The sequence below is a fragment of the Sorangium sp. So ce1014 genome, assembly GCF_051521505.1.
Classification (GTDB): Bacteria; Myxococcota_A; Polyangia; order Polyangiales; family Polyangiaceae; genus Sorangium.
On record NZ_CP150356.1, the window covers coordinates 1,252,481 to 1,271,385 of the forward strand.

Below are 18,905 nucleotides of genomic sequence, written 5' to 3' on the forward strand. Positions count from 1 at the left end.
CCGCCGGGCGCGCAGGCTCAGATCCACTTCTGCGTGGCGGGGTCCCAGCGCTTCCACGCGCCGCGGACGTCCCGGTAGATCTCGCTCTCCCCGCGGAGGGTGCGGAACCGCTCGCTCCCGACCTCCAGCGCGTCGCCGTTCTCCGCGTGATCGGTCAGCGCCTCGGCGGCGTCGATGCTCCGCATGTCGGCGACGAGCTCTTCTCCGCTCGCCTCGATCACCACATAGCCGTGGGCATAGCTGTTGGCGTGAGCGAGGTGGGGGTTCACCTTCGTCGCGGTCGACGTGAGCAGACCGTCGATGCCGGCGGCGAGCAGCGTGGCCCCCGGGACCGCGCTCAGCACCGGATCGCCGGCCAGCTGGCTCAGCAGCATCTCGCGGAAGGACGCCGACGAGACGGCGCCGCCCACGAACTCGACGATCTTCTTCGAGGGATCGCCGCTGACGCCCGCCGTCCCCGCGTAGAAGGCGTGGATGTCGCCGGTGATCGCCACGACGCCGCCCACCTCGGCGAGCCGCTCCAGGAGCTCGTTCCGCTTGCTGGGGAACCCGTCCCAGGTGTCGGCGTTCATGATGAAGCGACGCTTGAACTGCTCGGGGACGCTGTAGGGGCCGAGATCGACGGCGAGCGGGAGGAGGCAGAGCTCGTTGCCCCAGACCTTCCAGGTCGCCTTCGAGCCTTCCATGGTGTCGAGGAACCAGGACTCCTGCTCGGCGCCCATCATGTCCTCGCTCGCGCCCTGCGTCTCCTTGTAACGGATGGCAGCGTAGATATCGAAGGTGTCCTTGATCGTGAGGTAGCGAGCCCCGATCGCGCCGTGGGCGCTGAACTTGCCGAGATCCACATACGCGATGCCCCGATCGAAGAAGTTCGACTCCGCCGCATCGATGAGCGGGATCTGCATGTCCCCCGGCAGGCCCTCGTTCACGCCGGCGACGATCTGGTTGATGGCGAGGACGCTGATCTTCCCCGTCACCTCGGCGGCGTCGTAGCCGGCGGCCTCCGCGGCCCCCTTGAGGGCCGAGGCGTAGATGCCGTCGGCGTACGTCTCGATGTCGTTCACGTACGGCATGGCGAGCTCGGGGACATCCCCGAGCTCGGCCCCGAGCTTTCCATGATCGAGCACCACCGTGCCGGGGAAGGCGCCCTCGGGGATGAGGTGATCCGGCCGGTAGCTGCGCAGATCCGTCATCACCAGGTGGACGTGCTGGCCGAACACGAAGTCGCGGTAGATGCGGAAATTGTCCGGGAGCGAGGCGCCGGGGTCCTGCTCGACGTCGTCGCCGTAATCGACGGGCTGGTACTCGAACCAGGCCTGGCTGGCGGCCTTGCGGCGCTCCACGTCGGTCTCGTCCTTCCGGTCGTCGAAGTAGGTGGCCGTCGCGCCGAAGGCGTCGTTCGAGAACTCGTGATCATCCCACGTGGCGATCATCGGGAAGCTCTCGTGGACCTTCTGGAGGCTCGCGTCGGAGCGATAGGTCCTGTAGAGCTCCCGGTAGTTGCTGAGCGACCTGGCCGCGTGAAAGGCGGTATCGCCCTCGCCGAGGGCGATGGCGCCGGCCGCGTCGGTGAAGACGACGCGGCGCCCGTCGGTGTTCTGGAAGCTGGGATCGCCGGTCGTCTCGTAGATGTAGTCGCCGAGGTGGACGAAGAAGTCGAGCTCCTCCCGGGCGAGCGCCAGGTAGGGATTGTAGAACCGTCCGATGTAATCCTGGCACGACACGTAGGCGAATCGGACCTTGACGTCGGCCTCCTCGGCAGGCGCGGTCTTTGTGCGCCCCACGCGAGACACGTAGCCCGTGTCGCCCTTCACGTAGACGAAGCGATAGTAGTAGACCGCGCCCGCCGACAGGCCGCGGACCTTCACCTTGACGCAGTGATCGTGCCTCGCGAGCGCCTTCACCTTCGCCTGCCCGGCGTCGAGCGCCACCCGCTGCGTGAACCCGGCGTCGGTCGCGACCTCGACCTCGAGATCGAGATCCTCCTCGCCGTCCTGCACGCGGGCCCAGAGGACGACGCTGCCGGGGCGAGGGTCGCCGGAGGCGATCGACTGGGGGAAGTACGCGGAGCCGTCGGTGAGCTCGCGCTCGGGCTCGGCGTCGAGCGGATTGATGATCTCGGGGTCGCGGCCGCAGGCCGGGACGACCAGCGCGCCGGCGGTAACGAGGGTGGCTCGAAGGAAATCTCTGCGCTTCAGCATGGAGCATTCAGGGAATCCTGGAACTTTCTCGGGTGTCAACCTCCTTGTGGAGCTCGCCGTGCGAACCTTCACGCGCGAGCGCGTGACGAGGACCGCGACGGGCAGGCGCCGAGCCGAGCGCCGTTCGACACATGCGCAGCGCGTCTCTGCGGCCGGGCGTGGGTGGCGTGGGTGGCGTGGGTTGAACGAGCGCCCGCGCGGCCGGGGGGCACCTACAAGGGGGTCAGATGTCGATTGACGTAGGTGAACGTGGCGCGGCGTGCTCGCGCATCTCGTCCGCGAACATCATTGCCCCATAAAGGATCGATGAGCTACGCTGTGCGTTTAGTATGGTGCGTCGCCGGGGCATCACGAGCGATCGTCAGTCCGAGGCGCGGCCTGGGCCCAGCATCCACGAGCGCCCGGGCATCGAGCACCGCGCCCCGAGCTCCTCGCAGCGACCTGCGCCGCCGTCCGTGCCCGGGCGTTCCAGCCCGCCCAGCGAGCCGTCGCCTACTTCCCGGCCGCCTCCGTCGCGCAAGGTACGGACGATCGACGTCCTGATTCAAGGCGCGACCGTGGAGCTCTTTCATTTTTATGGTGTCGCCATCGCGCCGGCGGACACTGGAGATAGCCGCGAGGAGGTGCGCCTTCACAGCGATCCCGCGAGCACGGTCGAGTTCTCGGCGCGCGGCTTCACCGGCGTGCTGGCCCTGTCTGCGCACCCTGGCGTGTTTCGCTCCATGAGCGGGGTGCCGCCCATGGCCGACGGCGTGGGCGACTGGATGCGCGAGGTGGCCAATCAGCTCATGGGCAAGGTGAAGAGCCGCCTCGCCCGGTTCCAGATCGCGCTTCACGCCGAGCTGCCGCAGCTGCGCCACCCGAGCGACGTGGAGCGCCGGGCCCGGAGCGGCAAGCAGCAGTTCTGCTACTCTTTCAGGACGTTGAAGGGCGAGGTGCTCGTCTCGTTGAGCGGCGATTTCGACGAGAGCTCCCTGGTGTTCTCGAACGCGTCCCCGCTCCCCCTCGACGGCAAACTCATCCTCTTCTGAGCGGCGGTCGCCCGCTTCGGATACGGGCCCATCTCGGCGCTTTCGGTGCTCAGCGCACTGGAGTGCGCTTGCGCGCCGAAAACGCCGAGCTGGACCCGTCTCCTGTGCGGGCGACCGCCGCTCGGGGGCGCATGCACAGGAGGACGGCATGGGGGGGCGAAGGAGCGTGGGGGCGGCGCGAGGCGGATCAGGCAGGAGACGCCAGGACGTCAGAGAGGCCAGGAGGTTTTCATCCTGGCGTCGGGACGGTCGGCTCCTTCTCATTCGGACTCGACTCTAGAACATCGAACAGGTTGAAAGGCCGCGAGAAAAAGAGATTTTGAACCACAGAGAGGCGCAGGGGAGAGAGAAATGAACGTGCCATTCCCCTGCCTGTCCTCTGTGGTTCATTCTCGGTCTGCAAGCGGACCGGTGCTCTAGGCGCCGCCGCCGCCGCCGCCGCCGGTGCCGGCGGGGCTGCTGCCACCGCCGCCGCCCGTGGCGCCGCTGCCGCCGGTGCCCGGGGCGCCGCCACCGGTGCCGGCGGCGCCGCCGCCACCGCCATCACCGCCGCCAGTGCCCGTGGCGCCGCCGCCACCGCCATCACCGCCGCCAGTGCCCGTGGCGCCGCCGCCACCGCCATCACCGCCGCCAGTGCCCGGGGCGCCGCCGGTGCCGGTGGTGCCGGTCGTGCTGCCGGTGCCCGTGGGGGGGGGCAGCGGGGGGGGCTGAACGCAGCCGTTGAAGAAGACGACCTGGCCCGGCTCGCAGGGGTCCGAGTCCCAGCAACCCACAAGCATCGCCGCGGAAAGGGCGCCAAGGACGACGACCAAGGCCCCTCGGCAGCTGGACAGCAATAGGCGAGTCGACTGGATGTCCATCGTTCGTTCCTCTCTCGACAGGCTCACGGCGGCACCACCTGTCCGTCGCGGATGCGCGCGATCACCTTGACGGTGGGGTTGACATCGCTGGCAGCCATGTACCCGATGCCGCCAGCCTGCTCGCCCACGGCGCGGAGGACGGCGCTCGGATTCGGCACCTTGCGCGGCGGCCGCTCGCCGCCGCGGATCTTTCGATCGATCCAGTAGCGAGCGACGCCCTCGGGATCGAGGCCCAGCACCGCCATGTCGAAGCGCTGCCGCATCGAGGAGTCCTCGGGGAGGTTCACCGGCATCGCCGACCTGCCGTACCACTCCGTACGTGTCGTCTGGAAGAGCGGGCGGAGCGTGTCGCGCCCCGCCGCCCGCGCGGGGTTGGCCTGGTTGACAACGATGACGATCTCGTCCTCCTCCGCGAACGACGAGGCCGACGGGGTCATGCCGAGGAGGGCCAGGAGGAGCAGAAGGGATAAACGCTTCATGATTGCGTTGAACCTCTCTCAGAAGGCCAGGATGAGACGAGCGAGCGCGTTCGTGATGTGGAGGTCCGGCAGCGGGAACCCCGGCACCTCGTTCTCCTCACGCATGACGGTCATGATCGTGCGCAGCACCTGGGTCCGCAGTGTGACGTCCGGGGTGATGTAGAAGTTCAGACCGCCGCCGACCTGGAACATGGTGTCGTGCCCGTAGAACGGCGCGTGCACGGTGGCGCCGATGACGAACGGCTCCATGTTCAGGAAATCCAGCCGGTGCGCCGCCACGGCATACGCGGAGGTCTTCCAGGCGTTCGGCGCGAAGAACCCGAATCCCCCCTGGCGTTTCCCTTCTTCGAAGACGGCGCGGATGACCGCCGCCTCCGCGCGCAGGCGCGTCTTCCCGACGTCGAGCGAGACGTCTCCGGCGCCGACGTACTCCCGGAGCGCCCACGTCGAATGGATGGTCGGAGCGAACTCGCCGAGCTTTGTATCGGAGACCCAGTCGCGGGACCTGCTCGCGATGAACGACCCCCCGAGCTTCAACGTCAGCTTGCCGGGGTCCTCGTAGCTGGCGTGCAGGCGGCCGCCGAACCCGCGGTTGTCGTCGAAGGCGAACGGCGCGTTCTCGGTGCGCCCGTTGCTCACGTACGCGTTGTACCCGAGCTCCCACGGGCCCGTGAACATGTTGCCGTAGACCATGACCCCGGTCTGCCGCGTGGGAAACAGGCGCGATGTGATGAAGTAAGGGACGGCGGCCGTGATGAGCACCGGGCTGCCATGGTCGACGTTGTAGATGCCGATCGGGGTGAAGAACTGGCCGACGCGCACCTTGAAGAGGTTGAAGCGCGTCCAGTCGACGTGAGCGCGCTCGATCGACACAAGCCCGCCATAGGTGGTCGGCGAGCCCATCGCGACCGTCGTCGAGTCGAAGGTCCCGTACGGCTGCGTGGTCATCCGCCCCGCCAGGTCGGGCGGCAGCGGCCCCGTCACCGGGACCGGGGCGCCGCCGGGCGAGGTCGTGAACCGCAGCTCCCCGAGAAAGCGAAAGTGATCGCTCGGCTGCGCGTCGAGGTAGAGGTTCATGTTCCCCACGACGAAGTTCAGCGCGTTCGCCTGCGGGAGGGCGGCCGCGAGGCCCGAGTTCTCCGGGACCCACGTGCGCTGGACGCCGACGTCGATGAATCCGTAAAGCCGGAGGAGCTCCCTGCTGTCATCGTCCTCCGGCGAGACCTGCGCGTCCTCGAGCGTCGCGAGGCGCTTCTCGAGCGCCGCCGATCTCTTCTCCGCCGCGTCGAGCCGCGCGGCGAGGGAAGCCTCTCCGGTCGTGGCGGGCGCAGCGACGGCCGCTCCGGTGGCGGGCGCAGCGACGGGCGCAGCGACGGCCGCTCCGGTGGCGGGCGCAGCGACGGGCGCAGCGACGGCCGCTCCGGTGGCGGGCGCAGCGGCGGGCGCTCCGGTGGCGGGCGCAGCGGCCGGCTCCGGGGCGACGCCGGCGGCAGGGCTCTGCGCGTGCGCGAGAGATGCCGTGGAAAGCACTCCTGCGATGGCGGCGACCGATGCGCGCGCGAGGCACCCTTCTCGCGGCCGCCGCTGTGAACTCCGACCCATGTTCATTGCTCTCTCCCTGTTCGAAGAGCTTCCGTTGCTGTACAGGCCGACGCCGCGCGCGCTCTTGCGGACTCGCGACCTTCGCGCGTAGCATACACACCCTCGATGCGAGGTGGTGAACAACTCGATCCGCCTCGAACGGGCGCACCACAGCAAGTGAAACGTCGCAACAGGAAAGAGCCTGAATCAGAGAAGCGCACATGGTGCGCGAGGGCGCGCGCATGACGGCCGCGATCGCCTGCTTCCCTTGTCGTTTGCTCTCTTCATCTCTTCCGGGGCTCCAGGAGAGTGAGGCGCGGGATTCAGTCGTCCTCGTGGGGCGCCTTGCAGTAGAGCGTACGAGGGCGAGCGGTCGTCGTGCCGCGCGGGCCACTCCGGGGAGACGGAGGCATGCCGACATTGCGTAGAGCTTCGATTCGTCTGAAGCTGTGGTCGCTCGCTGGCGTCCCGGTCGTGGGTGCCCTGCTGCTCGCGGCGATGATCGTCGGCGATGCGCGGCAGCAGGCGGTCAGGGCGGCGGCGATCGGCTCGATCGAGGACCTCGCGCAGCTCTCGTCGATCATGGCGCAGCCGCTGCACGCGCTCCAGAAGGAGCGGGCGTGGACCGCGCTGGTCGAGGGGCTCGAGGTCCGGCCGCCCGACGCGAGGGACGCCGAGGCCGCGCGCGGCGCCGCGCGGCCGTTCCAGCGCGACGCGGCGCTCTCGCGCGCGAGCAGCCAGCTCACGGCCGCGCGGGCGGCGACCGACGAGAGCCTCGCCCACCTCGACGCGTTCCTGGCCGAGCGCGACCTCTCCCGGCTGCCGCCCCGGCTCGCCCGCGATCTCGCGGACGCGCGCGCCCACGTCGCCGAGCTCGGCCCGTTCCGGAGCGGCGCCGACGCGAAGGCGGCGCCGCTCGACAGCGTGCTGAAGGTCTTCGGCGGCATCAACGTGAGCCTGATCCGGGCCAACGCGGGGCTCTCCGAGCTGAGCGACGAGGGCGAGCTCCTGCGCAGGATCCAGTCGCTCGTCGCCGTGCACGAGTTCGCCGAGCGCGCCAGCCGCCAGCACGCGCTGCTCGCCCACGCCTTCGCGTCCACGCAGTTCGAGCCGGGCGCCTTCAAGACGCTCGTGACGCTGATGACGGAGGAGCAGCTCTATCGCGAGGTGTTCATGGCCAACGCCTCGGACTCGGCGCGGGCGCTCTACGACACAGCGCGCGCGGATCCGCGCGTGCGGCGCGCCGAGGAGCTGCGCGCCGCCGCGATCGCGTCGACGGACGAGGACCTGGCGATCGACCACGACGCGTGGTTCGACGCGCAGCAAGGGCGCATCGACCGGCTCGCCGCGATCGAGCACGAGGCGATCGCCGGCATGCGGCGCGCCGCCTCGGCCCGGGTCGCGGACACGCGGAGGACGGTGACCAACGGCGTCGCGGTCTCGGCGTTCGTGCTCATCGTGTCGGTCGCGCTCGCGTTCGTCCTCGTGCGGGGCCTGTCCCGGTCGCTCGTGGTCCTCGGCGAGGCCGCGGCCCACGTCCGGCAGACGCGCGACTACAGGACGCGCGCCAGCAAGACCGCCGACGACGAGTTCGGCGCGCTCACGGACGCCTTCAACGAGATGCTGGCGGGCATCCAGGCGCGCGACGAGGCCCTGGAGAGCCACCGGCAGAACCTCGAGGCCACCGTCGCCCAGCGGACCTGCGAGCTCGAGAAGCGCAACCGGGAGATGCGCCTCGTGCTCGACAACGTCGATCAGGCCCTCGTGACGATCCACCGCGACGGCACGATGGAGCCCGTGCACTCCGCCGCCTTCGAGCGCCTCTTCGGCGTGCCGGCGGTCGACGAGCACTTCGCCGATCGCATCGCCGGCCACGACCCCCGGGCCCGCGCGTTCCTCAGGATGGGGTGGGAGGCCGCCTGCGACGACTTCCTCCCGCTCGAGGTCGTCCTCGACCAGCTGCCGAAGATCCTGCACCGCGAGGGCCGCCACCTCACGCTCGGCTTCAAGCCGATCCTGACCCCGGAGGGCCAGTTCAGCGGCGCGCTGATGGTGATCACGGACGTCACGGCCACGATGGACTCCGTGCGGGAATCCGAGCGGCAGCGCGAGTACATCCAGGTGTTCGAGCGCGCCGTGAAGGACCGGCTCGGCCTGCTCGGGTTCGTCAGCGACACGAGCAAGCTCGTCGACGCGGTGAGCTCGCGGACCATCGGCGAGGTGGACCACGTGATGCGCCTCGTGCACACGATCAAGGGCAACGCCGGGCTGTGGGACGTGACGAGCGTGGCGAAGGTGGCGCACGAGATCGAGAGCTTCGTCGTCGAGGAGCGCTCGCTGCCCCCCGACGAGCAGATCGACGCGCTCAGGGACGCCTGGTCCGCGTTCGTCGCGCGGGTAGGCGGCCTGCTCGCCTCGACGGCGCAGGCCTCGCGCCTCGACGTCGACGACGAGGAGATCGAGGCCTTGCTCGCGATGGTGCGCCAGCGCCGCGACCACGCCGAGGTGGAGCGGGCCATCGGGGCCCTCCGCGACGAGCGGACCGAGGTGCGGTTCAACCGCATGAAGGACCAGGCCGAGACCCTGGCGCGGAAGCTCGGCAAGCCGAAGCCCGACGTGGACATCGACGACGGGGGCGTCCGGCTCCCCGCGTCGCGCTTCGCCGCCATGTGGCAGGCGCTGGGGCACGTCGTGCGCAACGTGATGGACCACGGGATCGAGCGGCCGGAGGTGCGCGAGGCGGCCGGCAAGCCGCCGGGGGGCGCGCTCACGCTCCGCTCGCGCGCGACCTCGGACGAGGTCGTCATCGAGATCGGCGACGACGGCGCGGGCATCGACTTCGAGCGCGTGCGCGAGAAGGCGGCGGCCGTCGGGTTGCCGAGCGCCACGCGGCGGGATCTCGAGGCCGCGCTGTTCTCTCCTGGCTTCAGCACGGCCGAGCAGGTCACCGACGTCTCGGGCCGCGGCGTCGGCCTCGGCGTCGCGCTCCACGAGTGCCGGCGGCTCGCCGGCCGCGTGGAGACCGAGACGGAGCGCGGCAAGGGGACGACCTTCCGCTTCCGGTTCCCCCGGGCGCTCGGCGAGGCCGCCGCCTCGCCGCCGTCCGCGCCGCTGCCGCCGTCGAGCCGGCGCGGCGCGCTCCTCGCCGGCCCATCGCGCGGCGGATCGAGCCCGGGACCTTCGACGAGCGCGGGCCACCCGGATCGGGTGACATCGTGAGCGCATCGACCCTGCAGAGCGAGAGATCGAGGAGAGGCGAATGAACTCCGAGAGCTGGCACCGCATCTACGAGGAGCTTGCCGCCTCGTGCGTCCACCTGTTTCGCGACAACGGCGTCGAGCTCCGGCTGCTGGAGAACGCGGAGTCGGAGGCGACGCCGGGCAACGCGGTGGTCTCCTTCATCGGCTTCACGGGGGATCACCTCCGCGGCAGCTTGACGATCGTCGCCCCGGTGGCGCTCATCAAGCGCTGCCACCCGCTGCGAGAGCGGCGCGCGCTCGGCGAGGACATGGTGTGCGACTGGGCGAGCGAGCTCGCCAACCAGCTCCTCGGGCGGGTGAAGAACCGCCTGCGCCACCTCGGGCTGATCGTCGTGCTCTCGACGCCGAGCGCCGCGATCGGCGAGCACCTGCGCGCCCGGGAGGAGCAGAGCGAGGGCTTCCGGCGGCTCGTGTTCGACGCGGGGCCCGACCGGCTCGCCGTGCTCTTCGACGCGATGGCCCCCGACACGGCGCTGGAGCTCGAGGAGGTCGACATGCCCGATCCGCAGCGCGAAGGTGAAGTGCTGCTGTTCTGAGCCGCGGGCCCCGCACGCCGAAGGAGACACGACAGATGGCCAAGAAAATTCTTCTCGTCGAGGACTCGAACACGGTCCGCCAGCAGGTCGGCATCCTCCTGTCGGCGGCGGGCTACAGCACCGTGGAGGCGGACAACGGTCGGGACGCGGTCGCCGCGGTCACCGCCCACAAGGGCGATCTGGCGATGATCATCGCGGACGTGAACATGCCCGTGATGAACGGCATCGACATGCTCCAGAGTCTGCGGGACAAGAACCTCGCGTCCGCCATACCGGTCCTCATGCTCACCACCGAGGGGCAGCCCGAGCTCATCGAGAAGGCCCGGAAGGCCGGCGCCAAGGGCTGGATCATCAAGCCGTTCAAGCCGGACCTCTTGCTCGCCGCGGTGAGGAAGCTCGCCGGCGAGCCGTGACGCGCCGGCCGCGCCGCGGCGTCTCGGCCCGGTGCGCGGGTGGCGCTCCGCTGTCGGTCGGGTACCCGAGAGGCGGCGCCGCCACGTTCAGGAGCATCATGGGCGGCATCGTCTCCTCGCCATCGTTCAACTACCCGGTGCGGGTGACCGCCGCTTCATCGCGGTCTTCTTCTCCGGGCCGGTGGGTTTATCCGCCGTGGGCTTCCGCGCCGGCGGGCAGGAACGCCCCGTGGAAGGTCTGGGGCGAGGCGAAGGGGAGATGGGCGCGCGCCAGCGGCCCCTCGCCCAGGCGCGCGGCGTCCCAGACGTGGATGGCGCTCTTGCGGGCCTGCACGTCGGTCACCAGGGCGAGCACGTGACCGTCCCCCTCGGGGGCGCCGGGCGCGCGCGGGACGAAGACCGGCTCGGAGGGCAGCTCGTGGCGCGCGAGGTGCGCCCGGGTGATCGCGCCCGTGGCGATGTCCACGCGGGCGATGCCGTTTCCGTGCGGCTCCCCGGCCCGCCCCTCCGTGGCCAGGAAGATCACGCCGTGGCGATCCCCCTCGACCCGCGGGTCGCAGCGCGGGAACTCGCCGAGGACGCCGCCGAGGTCCTCCACGAGCAGCTGCTCGCGGCCCGGGCGCACGCGATGGCGCACGAGGACGCCGCCCTCCACGGAGGCGAGCTCGGGCCGCTCGGGATCCTTGCCGATGGCGCCGAGCGTGCCGAGCTCCGGGTAGCGGACGAGGTCGACGACGAGGTCCTCGCCGTCGTCGTAGGCGTTCGCGAAGTGCCACTGGAAGAACGCGTCGACGCTGAAGCGGCGCACGCGGGAGACGTCGTCGATGTCCACGACGATCACCTCCGTGCCCCGGCGGGGCTCGAAGCGCACCCACGAGTCGAAGCTCCCCCACCGCAGGAGCGCGCGCGCCGTCCGGATGACCGCGGGCGAGACGAAGAACACGAGGTGCCGCCGGGTGGCGCAGAAATCGTGGAGCATCACCGGCGCGGACAGCGGCACGGCGCCGAGCGCGCGCGCCCGCCCGTCGTCGTCGACGGCGTAGAGGTCGAGGACGGGCCTGCGCCCGTAGCGGACGCCGAAGTTGTAGCTCGTCCTCCGGGCAGCCACCCGGTGCGGATGGGCTGAGAACGTCGGACCGAGCACGCCGCCGAGATCGCTCTCGCCGAGCGTGTCGAGGGTCGCGGGGTCGAGCTCCGTCGGCCTGCCCGCCTCCATGAGCGCGAACAGCCGGCCGCCGGCGGCGAAGGGGCTCGTGTTCGCGACGTTCTTGCCTTCGCCCCTGCGCTTCAGCGCGCGGAGCAGGCGCGCGGGCCAGGGCAGCGTCGAGCCGTAGAGGCGCCGGCCGGCCGCGAGCTCCTCCACGAGGCCGCGGCTGCGCACGATCCGATGCGCGCCCTCCGCCCGGCCGCCCGACATCCGCACGGCGAGCACGCCTCCATCCGCCTCGAACGGGTGCGGCACGCGGACGCCGAAGAGGGTGGCGCGGGCCGGGCCCACGCGGAAGAGCGTGCCCTCGAGGCCCTCGGGCAGCGCTCCCTCGACGGAGAGCGGCGTGAAGCCGTACTCGGTCTCGAGATCGGGCAGGTGATCGAGGGCGCGCGCGCCGCGCGCGGCCTGCGGGGGCGCGCCGGCGAAGGCGGCGTCGAGGGCAGCGTCGAGGACGGGGGCGGTCAGGGCGATGGACATGGGACCTCCGGGCGTAAATGTAATCGACGATCACATCGGGCATCGATGATGTAATCAATGATCACATTTGCGCAAGCGGGATCTTCGGAGGCGCGCCCTCGGCGTCCGGATCCTCCTCCGGGGGGCCGGCTGTTTGAAGGCGAGGGGAGGTCTCCTGCTTGACGCCGCCGTCCGCCGCCGGGAAAGCGCGGCATGCCTCCGGGTCGAAAGCGCGCCGGGGAGCCGCCTGCGAAGAAGGCGGCCGCCGGGGAGCCGCGCGCGAAGAAGGCGGCCGCCGGGGAGCCGCGCGCCAGGCGGGCGCCCTCGAAGCGGCCGGCGCGCGGGTACCACCACGGCGACCTCAAGCGGGCCCTCGTGGACGCGGGGGTCGCGCTCCTGGAGGAGGCCGGGATCGAGGCCGTCGTGGTGCGCGAGGCCGCCCGGCGGGTCGGCGTCTCTCCGGCCGCGCCGTTCCGTCACTTCCCCTCGCGGGAGGACTTCCTGCGCGCGGTGGCCCTCGCGGGGCTCGAGCGGTTCGAGCTCGTATCGGCGGCGGAGATCGCGTCCGCGCCCACGCCGCTCCTGCGCTTCCGCGCGCTCGGGCTCGCCTCGGTCCGCTTCGCCCTCGAGCATCCCGCGCTGTTCGAGCTCCTGAACGGCCCTGCCTTCCGCGCCGACCCGGAGGGCGCGCGCGAGCTCCTCGCCGCCCAGGACGAGGCGCGCTCGCGGCTGCGGGCGATGCTTCACGAGGCGCGGGCGCGGGGCGAGCTGCGTCCCACGGATCCCATCGTCACGGAGGTCGCCGGCCGGGCGATGGCCTACGGGCTCGCGCGCATGTTCCTCGATGGCCACCTGCCGCGCGAGGGCGCGATGGAGCTCACCGCGGCCGTCCTCGACGTGCTCGGCGAGGGGCTCGCGCAGGCGTCGCCCGATGCGACCCGACCCGGGGTGGGATCAGCGAGCTGACGGGCGACCTCGTTGCGGGCGACCCACGACACCGAGGGATTCGATGTCTGGATTCGGCTCTCGCTCCCTGAAGGTCTCGTGTGCTGGAACTGGCAAGCTCCCGACGAGGCTCGCGTGCCCTGCGCCGTGAGCGCGAGGTCTCGTTGCCAGTCGGACCGACGCCGGCGCGCCGCGATCCGGCCCCGGAGGCGCCCGATGTCCAGGCGCACATCGAGCGCGTTGGTGTGTGCGAGGCGGCGTGATGCGCCACGCCGCACGCGGCGCCACGAACGCTGGACTTTTATTCCCCGATCGGTATTCTGTCCGTACAGGCCACTCGTGTCCAGGGCGTTTTGGCGCGCGGGGGTCGTGGAACGGTGGGCGATACGGCTTCTTCGGGTGGAAGAAGCGGGGTTGGGGGACCCTTACCGCGATGATCGATCTGTCTGGTTATACCCTGTCCGAGAGGGTCTACGAGGGCGCCGAGAGCGTGCTGTACCGCGGCCGCCGCGACGATGACGGCACGCCGGTCGCGGTGAAGGTCACCCGGTCTGATTTCCCGACAGCCAGGGATCTGGCGCGGTTGCGGCGCGAGCTCGCCATCCTGCGGGACGCGGGCGAGGTGCCCGGCGTCGTCAAGGCGTATGCCCTCGAGAAGTGCGGCAGGGGCCTCGCGCTCGTCATGGAGGACCTCGGCCCCTCCTCGCTGCAGACCGTGCTGAGGACGCGCAGGCTCGACGTGGGGACAGCGCTCCGTATCGCGATCGCGCTCGCGGGCACGCTCGACGCGCTCCACGGACTCCGCATCATTCACAAGGACATCAAGCCGCACAACATCCTGATCGACGAGGAGACGTACAGCCCGCGGCTCGTCGACTTCGGTATCGCGGCGCGCCTGTCGCGGGAGACGCCGAAGACCGCCCCGCCGGACGCCCTCGAAGGCACCCTCTCGTACATCGCCCCCGAGCAGACCGGCCGCATGAACCGGATCGTGGATCTGCGCGCCGATCTCTACTCGTTCGGCGTCACGCTGTACGAGATGGTGACAGGGGTCCTCCCGTTCGCGGGGCTCGACCCGACGGCGCTCATCCACAGCCACATGGCCCGCACGCCGACCCCGCCGGACGAGCGGGCGCCCGAGGTGCCCGGCGCGCTCTCGCGGGTGATCATGAAGCTCCTGGCCAAGACGCCGGAGGAGCGATACCAGAGCGCCCGCGGGCTCAAATCGGACCTCGAGGAGTGCCTCCGGCGGTGGCAGGCGACAGGCCGGATCGAGCCGTTTCCGCTGGGTCAGCGCGACATGCCGCTCGATCTCCGCGTTCCGCAGCTGCTCTATGGCCGGGAGCACGAGGTGAAGGCGCTCCTGTCCGCGTTCAACCGGGCCCGCCACGGCGCGGCCGGGCTCGTGCTCGTCTCCGGCTACTCGGGTGTCGGCAAGTCCGCGCTGGTGAACGAGATCCACAGGCCGATCGCCCGTCATGGCGGCTATTTCGCGAAGGGGAAGTTCGATCCAATCCACCGAGGTATCCCGCTCGCGCCCATCGCCCAGGCCTTCCGTGAGCTGATCCGGCAGATCTTGACCGAGTCGGCGGGCGCCGTCGAGGCGTGGAGGGGCAAGCTGCTCGGGGCGGTCGGCGCGAACGGACAGCTGCTCGTGGAGCTCATCCCGGAGCTCGAGCTGCTCATCGGGCCTCAGCCGGAGGTGCCGGCGCTCGGGCCGAGCGAGGCCAGGAACCGCTTCGATCTGCTGGTGCAGCGCTTCGTGCAGGTCTTCGCCTCCCCGACGCGCCCGCTGGCGATCTTCCTCGATGATCTGCAGTGGGCCGATCCGGCGTCGCTCCGGCTCGTCGAGCGCCTCCTGACCGACGTCGAGTGCAGATACCTCCTGGTCATCGGCGCTTACCGCGACAACGAGGTGGACGCCGCCCACCCGCTGCTCGCGGCGCTGGGCGAGCTCCGCGAGGCGGGCGTCGAGATCGCCGAGCTCGATCTCCGGGCGCTCGACCTGCCCACGGTCACGCAGATCGTCGCCGATACGCTGAGCGCGCAGCCGCACGATGTCGCGCCGCTCGCGGCGCTCGTGTTCGAGAAGACCGAGGGCAACCCGTTCTTCCTGAGCCAGCTCCTCGGCGCGCTCCACGACGCGCGGGCGCTGTGGTTCGACGCATCGCTGGAGGCCTGGGCGTGGGACGTGGCGCGCGTCCGGCAGGCGATGGTCAGCGACAACGTGGTCGATCTGATGCTCGACATGCTGCACCGGCTCCCGAAGGCCACGCGGCGCGCGCTGGAGCTCGCCGCGTGCCTCGGCCACGCGTTCGAGCTGACCACGCTGGCGACCATCCAGCAGAGGGCGCCCGTCGCGACGGCCGCTGACCTGTGGGACGCGCTGCGCGGCGGCCTGATCGTGCCGCTCGACAGCGACTATCGCTTCTTCGACGGCGGCGCCGGCGCCGAGCCCTCGGCGGTCCCTTGCGAGCTCAACGTATCGTATCGATTCCTGCACGACCGGGTGCGCCAGGCGGCCTACTCGCTTGTCGAGCCGGCGCGCAGGGAGGCGGTCCACCTGGAGATCGGCCGGCTCCTCTGGGCGCGGGCCGGCGAGACGCCGCCCGACGACCACCTGCTCGATGTCGTCCGCCACCTGAACCTCGGCGCGCGGGGCATGCGCGACGAGGCCGAGCGGGTGGCCGTGGCCCGGCTCAACCTGCGGGCCGGCAGGGCGGCCAAGGCGAGGACAGCCTACGCCGCGGGCGCAGACTACTTCGGCGCGGGGCTCGAGCTCCTGGGCGACGCGGGCTGGGGGCGCCACGACGCGCTCTGCTTCGCGCTCAGCCGCGAGGACGCCGAGTGCGTGTACCTGAGCGGCGCGCCGGAGCGGGCCGAGGAGCTCTTCACAGCCCTCTTGCCTCGAGCGCGGTCGAGCGCGGAGCAGGCGCAGATCCACAACCTGCGCGTGGTGCTCTACTCGACGCTGGGGAAGTACGTCGACGCGGTGCAGCTGGGCCGCGAGGGCCTCCGCCTCCTCGGCTTCACCCTGCCGGACAGCGAGGCGGAGCGACAGGCGTGCGTCGAGGCCGAGCTCTCGGCGGTGGACAGGAACCTCGCGGGCAGGCGCATCGAGGATCTGATCGACGCACCGGTGATGGACGACCCGGAGCGCAAGGCGCTGCTGCAGCTCCTGTGCGACCTGACCATGCCGGTCTTCTTCGCCAGGCCGGAGCTCTACCAGGCGATCGTCCTCAAGCAGGTCAACATCTCCCTGGAGCACGGGAGCTCGGACGTGTCCGCGTTCGCGTACCTCGTCTACGGGTTCATGCTCGCGACCATGCAGGGGCGGCCCGCGGACGGCCACGCGTTCGGCCGGCTCGCCCTCGCGCTGAATGACAAGCTCCGGAACGCGAGCCTGGCCGGCAAGGTGAACGCCGCGTTCTCTGGCTACTCCTATCTGTCCGAGCCCCTGCGCGACGCGATGCCCTATTATCTGAGGGCGCGCCAGGAGGCGCTGGAGTCAGGCGACTTCGTCTATCTCGGCATCGCCTGGTACGCGATGCTCAACGTGAAGCTCGGCGCGGGCTACCAGCTCGAGGAGCTGCGCGAGGAGGTGGACCGGGGCCTCCTCGTGGCCCGGCGGCTCAAGGACGCGACCGCGACGGCGGTGCTGCTCGTCGTGAGGCAGGCGATCGCGGCCCTGCAGGGCCGGACGCGGGCCCGCGACAGCTTGAGCGACGGCGACTTCGACGAGGACCAGTTCCTCGCGGGCCTGAACGCGAGCGATCAGGGCGCGGCCATCTTCTTGCACGCGATGTTCAGGCTGCAGCTCCGGTATCTCCACGGCGATCACGAGGGGGCCGCGGCGATGGCCGATGACGCCGAGGCGAAGAGCGTGGGCATGTTCGGCATGTACCACACGACCCGGCTGCCCTTTTATGCGTGCCTCTCGCTCCTCGCGCTGCCCGCCGCCGCGCCCGACGAGGCGGAGCGCCGCGCGCAGACCGTTGCCCGCCACAGGGAGCGGATCGCGGGCCTCGCGGCGAGCGCGCCCATGAACTTCCTGCACCAGCTCCTGCTGCTCCAGGCCGAGGAGGCGCGCCTCGCCGGCGAGCAGCTCGAGGCCATGCGCCTTTACGACCGGTCGATCGCGCTGGCCCGGGAGAACGGGTTTCCGCAGGACGAGGCGCTCGCGAACGAGCTGTGCGCGAAGATGCACCTCCGCGCGGGCAGGGCGAAGGTGGCGCGCGCGTACATGATCGACGCGTACCTCGGCTATCAGCACTGGGGAGCGACGGCCAAGGCGGACGCGCTCGCGCGGGACCACGCCGGGCTGCTGCCGTCGTCCGGCGACGGCGTGAAGGTCTCGTCGATCCCCTCCAGCGTCTCGGGCACGGCGGCCGGCAGGACGATCCTGGGCCGGACGACCGTCGGCAACCTGCGGGACGCGGCGCTGATCGTCCGCGCCGCGCAGGGCATCGCCGGCGAGACGGCGCTCGAGCGGGTGATCGAGCGCCTTGTGACGCTCGTGCTCGAGAACGCGGGCGCGCAGCGGGGGGCGTTGCTCCTGGAGCGCGACGGGCGGCTCTTCGTGGAGGCGACCTTCGGCGTGGAGCCCGAGGCGCTCGTGCTCGGCCCGAGCGAGCCGCTCGACGCGCGCGCCGATGTGCCGCACGCGGTGGCGCTGTTCGTGGCCCGCATCCGCGAGCCGCTGGTCGTCGACGACGCCGGCGCCGACGCCCGGTTCTCCGGCGATCCCTGCGTCGTCGCGCGCGGCACGAGGTCGGTCCTCTGCCTGCCCATGCTCCACCAGGCGCGCCTGAGCGGCATCCTCTACCTCGAGAACAACGCCGCCTGCGGTGCGTTCAACTCGAGCCGCGTGGAGCTGCTCGGGCTCCTGTCGTCCCAGGCTGCCATCTCCATCGAGAACGCGCTGCTCCTCGCGGGCACACGGGCGGCGAACGACGAGGTCCAGCGCGTCAACGGGCGGCTCGAGGCCGACGTCGCCCAGCGCACCGAGGAGCTCCGGCGCTCCAACGCGGAGCTCGGCGCGGCCAACGAGCGCCTGCAGATCGAGCTCGTGCAGCGCGAGGAGGCGGAGCGGGAGCGGACCGCGCTGCAGCGGCAGATGCTGGACACGCAGCGGGCCATGGTGGCGGAGCTCTCCACGCCGCTCATCCCGATCACCGACCGGATCATGGTGATGCCGCTCATTGGCACGATGCACGCCGAGCGGGCGGCGCAGGTGCTCGAGGTCGCGCTCGATGGGGCCCAGCGCTGCCAGGCGAAGGTCGTGATACTGGACATCACCGGGATGAAGCATATCGACACCCACATCGCGGGGACCCTCCTGAGGACCGCGAGGGCGCTGCGCCTGCTCGGCACCGAGGCCGTGCTCACCGGCATACGCGCCGAGGTGGCCCAGGCCTTGGTGCGCCTGGACATCGAGATGAGCTCGATCGTCACCATGGGCACCCTCCAGAGCGGCATTGCCTATGCGCTCCGCCGCTGCGGGCCATCGCAATCTCCTGGGCTCGGGGCGCAGCTGGGTAGTAGGGTCATTTGAACAGGAAGGCAGGAAGGCGGGAAGAAGATCATCGATGATCTTGTCGCGTTGTCGCGTTGTCGCCTTCTCGCCTTCATGTGAGTTCTTTCTGGGCAAATGTGACCACTACCCGCATGTGCCCCTGCAAGCGCCATCGCTCTCGGAGGGGGCTCGGCTGCGCGGGGAGCGCTCCGCGAGATCGCCCCTCCCTGGCCCACGGCGATCCCGCGGATCGCCCCGCCGGGGCGCAGGGCGATCCCGGAGATCACCCCCACGCCCCTCGCATTCCGGCGAAATAACTGCGGATTCACCGCGGCGTGGCCGGGCGCCCTGGGTTGTCCACGTGGAACGCCGGATGCAATGACGCCTCGACACAGCGTGTGCGCCGGGAACCAGGGCA

Annotated in this window: 11 protein-coding genes; 6 read left to right on the forward strand and 5 right to left on the reverse strand. The window is 70.9% G+C overall.

Going from position 1 to position 18,905, the window contains the following annotated elements:
* Positions 1-17: 17 nt before the first annotated feature.
* Positions 18-2,201 carry an alkaline phosphatase D family protein gene (locus tag WME75_RS04825; RefSeq protein WP_437486896.1) on the reverse strand — a complete coding sequence of 728 codons (2,184 nt, stop codon included), beginning with the start codon at positions 2,199-2,201 and terminating at the stop codon, positions 18-20.
* Between the two features lie 329 nt (positions 2,202-2,530).
* Between WME75_RS04825 and WME75_RS04830 the strand changes: the two genes are divergently transcribed.
* Complete coding sequence (locus WME75_RS04830; RefSeq protein ID WP_437486898.1) at positions 2,531-3,232, forward strand: chemotaxis protein CheX; 702 nt, start codon at positions 2,531-2,533, stop codon at positions 3,230-3,232.
* Between the two features lie 416 nt (positions 3,233-3,648).
* Here WME75_RS04830 and WME75_RS04835 read toward each other — a convergent pair whose 3' ends face one another.
* The 3 genes from WME75_RS04835 to WME75_RS04845 all read right to left on the reverse strand — a co-directional run bounded on the left by WME75_RS04835 (position 3,649) and on the right by WME75_RS04845 (position 6,101).
* Positions 3,649-4,011: a hypothetical protein gene (locus WME75_RS04835; protein ID WP_437486900.1), complete on the reverse strand. Its 363-nt coding sequence runs from the start codon at positions 4,009-4,011 to the stop codon at positions 3,649-3,651.
* Between the two features lie 104 nt (positions 4,012-4,115).
* Complete coding sequence (locus WME75_RS04840) at positions 4,116-4,571, reverse strand: hypothetical protein (RefSeq protein ID WP_437486902.1); 456 nt, start codon at positions 4,569-4,571, stop codon at positions 4,116-4,118.
* Positions 4,572-4,589: 18 nt separating this feature from the next.
* The gene (locus tag WME75_RS04845) at positions 4,590-6,101 is read right to left on the reverse strand and encodes a hypothetical protein (protein ID WP_437486904.1); all 1,512 of its coding nucleotides are present in this window, start codon (positions 6,099-6,101) and stop codon (positions 4,590-4,592) included.
* A gap of 525 nt (positions 6,102-6,626) precedes the next feature.
* On the opposite strand from WME75_RS04845, the gene WME75_RS04850 reads away from it, so the two are divergent.
* The 3 genes from WME75_RS04850 to WME75_RS04860 are packed head-to-tail and all read left to right on the forward strand — an operon-like array spanning position 6,627 to position 10,361.
* Positions 6,627-9,371 (forward strand): nitrate- and nitrite sensing domain-containing protein, encoded by a 2,745-nt coding sequence (locus tag WME75_RS04850; protein ID WP_437486905.1) that lies wholly within the window; start codon positions 6,627-6,629, stop codon positions 9,369-9,371.
* A 40-nt stretch (positions 9,372-9,411) separates the two neighbouring features.
* Positions 9,412-9,948 carry a chemotaxis protein CheX gene (locus tag WME75_RS04855; RefSeq protein ID WP_437486907.1) on the forward strand — a complete coding sequence of 179 codons (537 nt, stop codon included), beginning with the start codon at positions 9,412-9,414 and terminating at the stop codon, positions 9,946-9,948.
* A gap of 35 nt (positions 9,949-9,983) precedes the next feature.
* A complete protein-coding gene (locus tag WME75_RS04860) occupies positions 9,984-10,361 on the forward strand; it encodes a response regulator (protein ID WP_437486909.1) in 378 nt (125 codons plus the stop codon).
* Between the two features lie 187 nt (positions 10,362-10,548).
* Here WME75_RS04860 and WME75_RS04865 read toward each other — a convergent pair whose 3' ends face one another.
* On the reverse strand, positions 10,549-12,048 hold the full coding sequence (locus WME75_RS04865; RefSeq protein WP_437486911.1) for a carotenoid oxygenase family protein: 1,500 nt from the start codon (positions 12,046-12,048) through the stop codon (positions 10,549-10,551).
* 192 nt (positions 12,049-12,240) lie between these two features.
* On the opposite strand from WME75_RS04865, the gene WME75_RS04870 reads away from it, so the two are divergent.
* Together WME75_RS04870 and WME75_RS04875 are read left to right on the forward strand one after the other, a co-directional pair.
* Positions 12,241-12,993 carry a WHG domain-containing protein gene (locus WME75_RS04870; RefSeq protein ID WP_437486913.1) on the forward strand — a complete coding sequence of 251 codons (753 nt, stop codon included), beginning with the start codon at positions 12,241-12,243 and terminating at the stop codon, positions 12,991-12,993.
* A 412-nt stretch (positions 12,994-13,405) separates the two neighbouring features.
* Positions 13,406-18,526, forward strand: a complete 5,121-nt coding sequence (locus WME75_RS04875; RefSeq protein WP_437486915.1) for an AAA family ATPase — start codon at positions 13,406-13,408, stop codon at positions 18,524-18,526.
* Positions 18,527-18,905 lie beyond the last annotated feature (379 nt).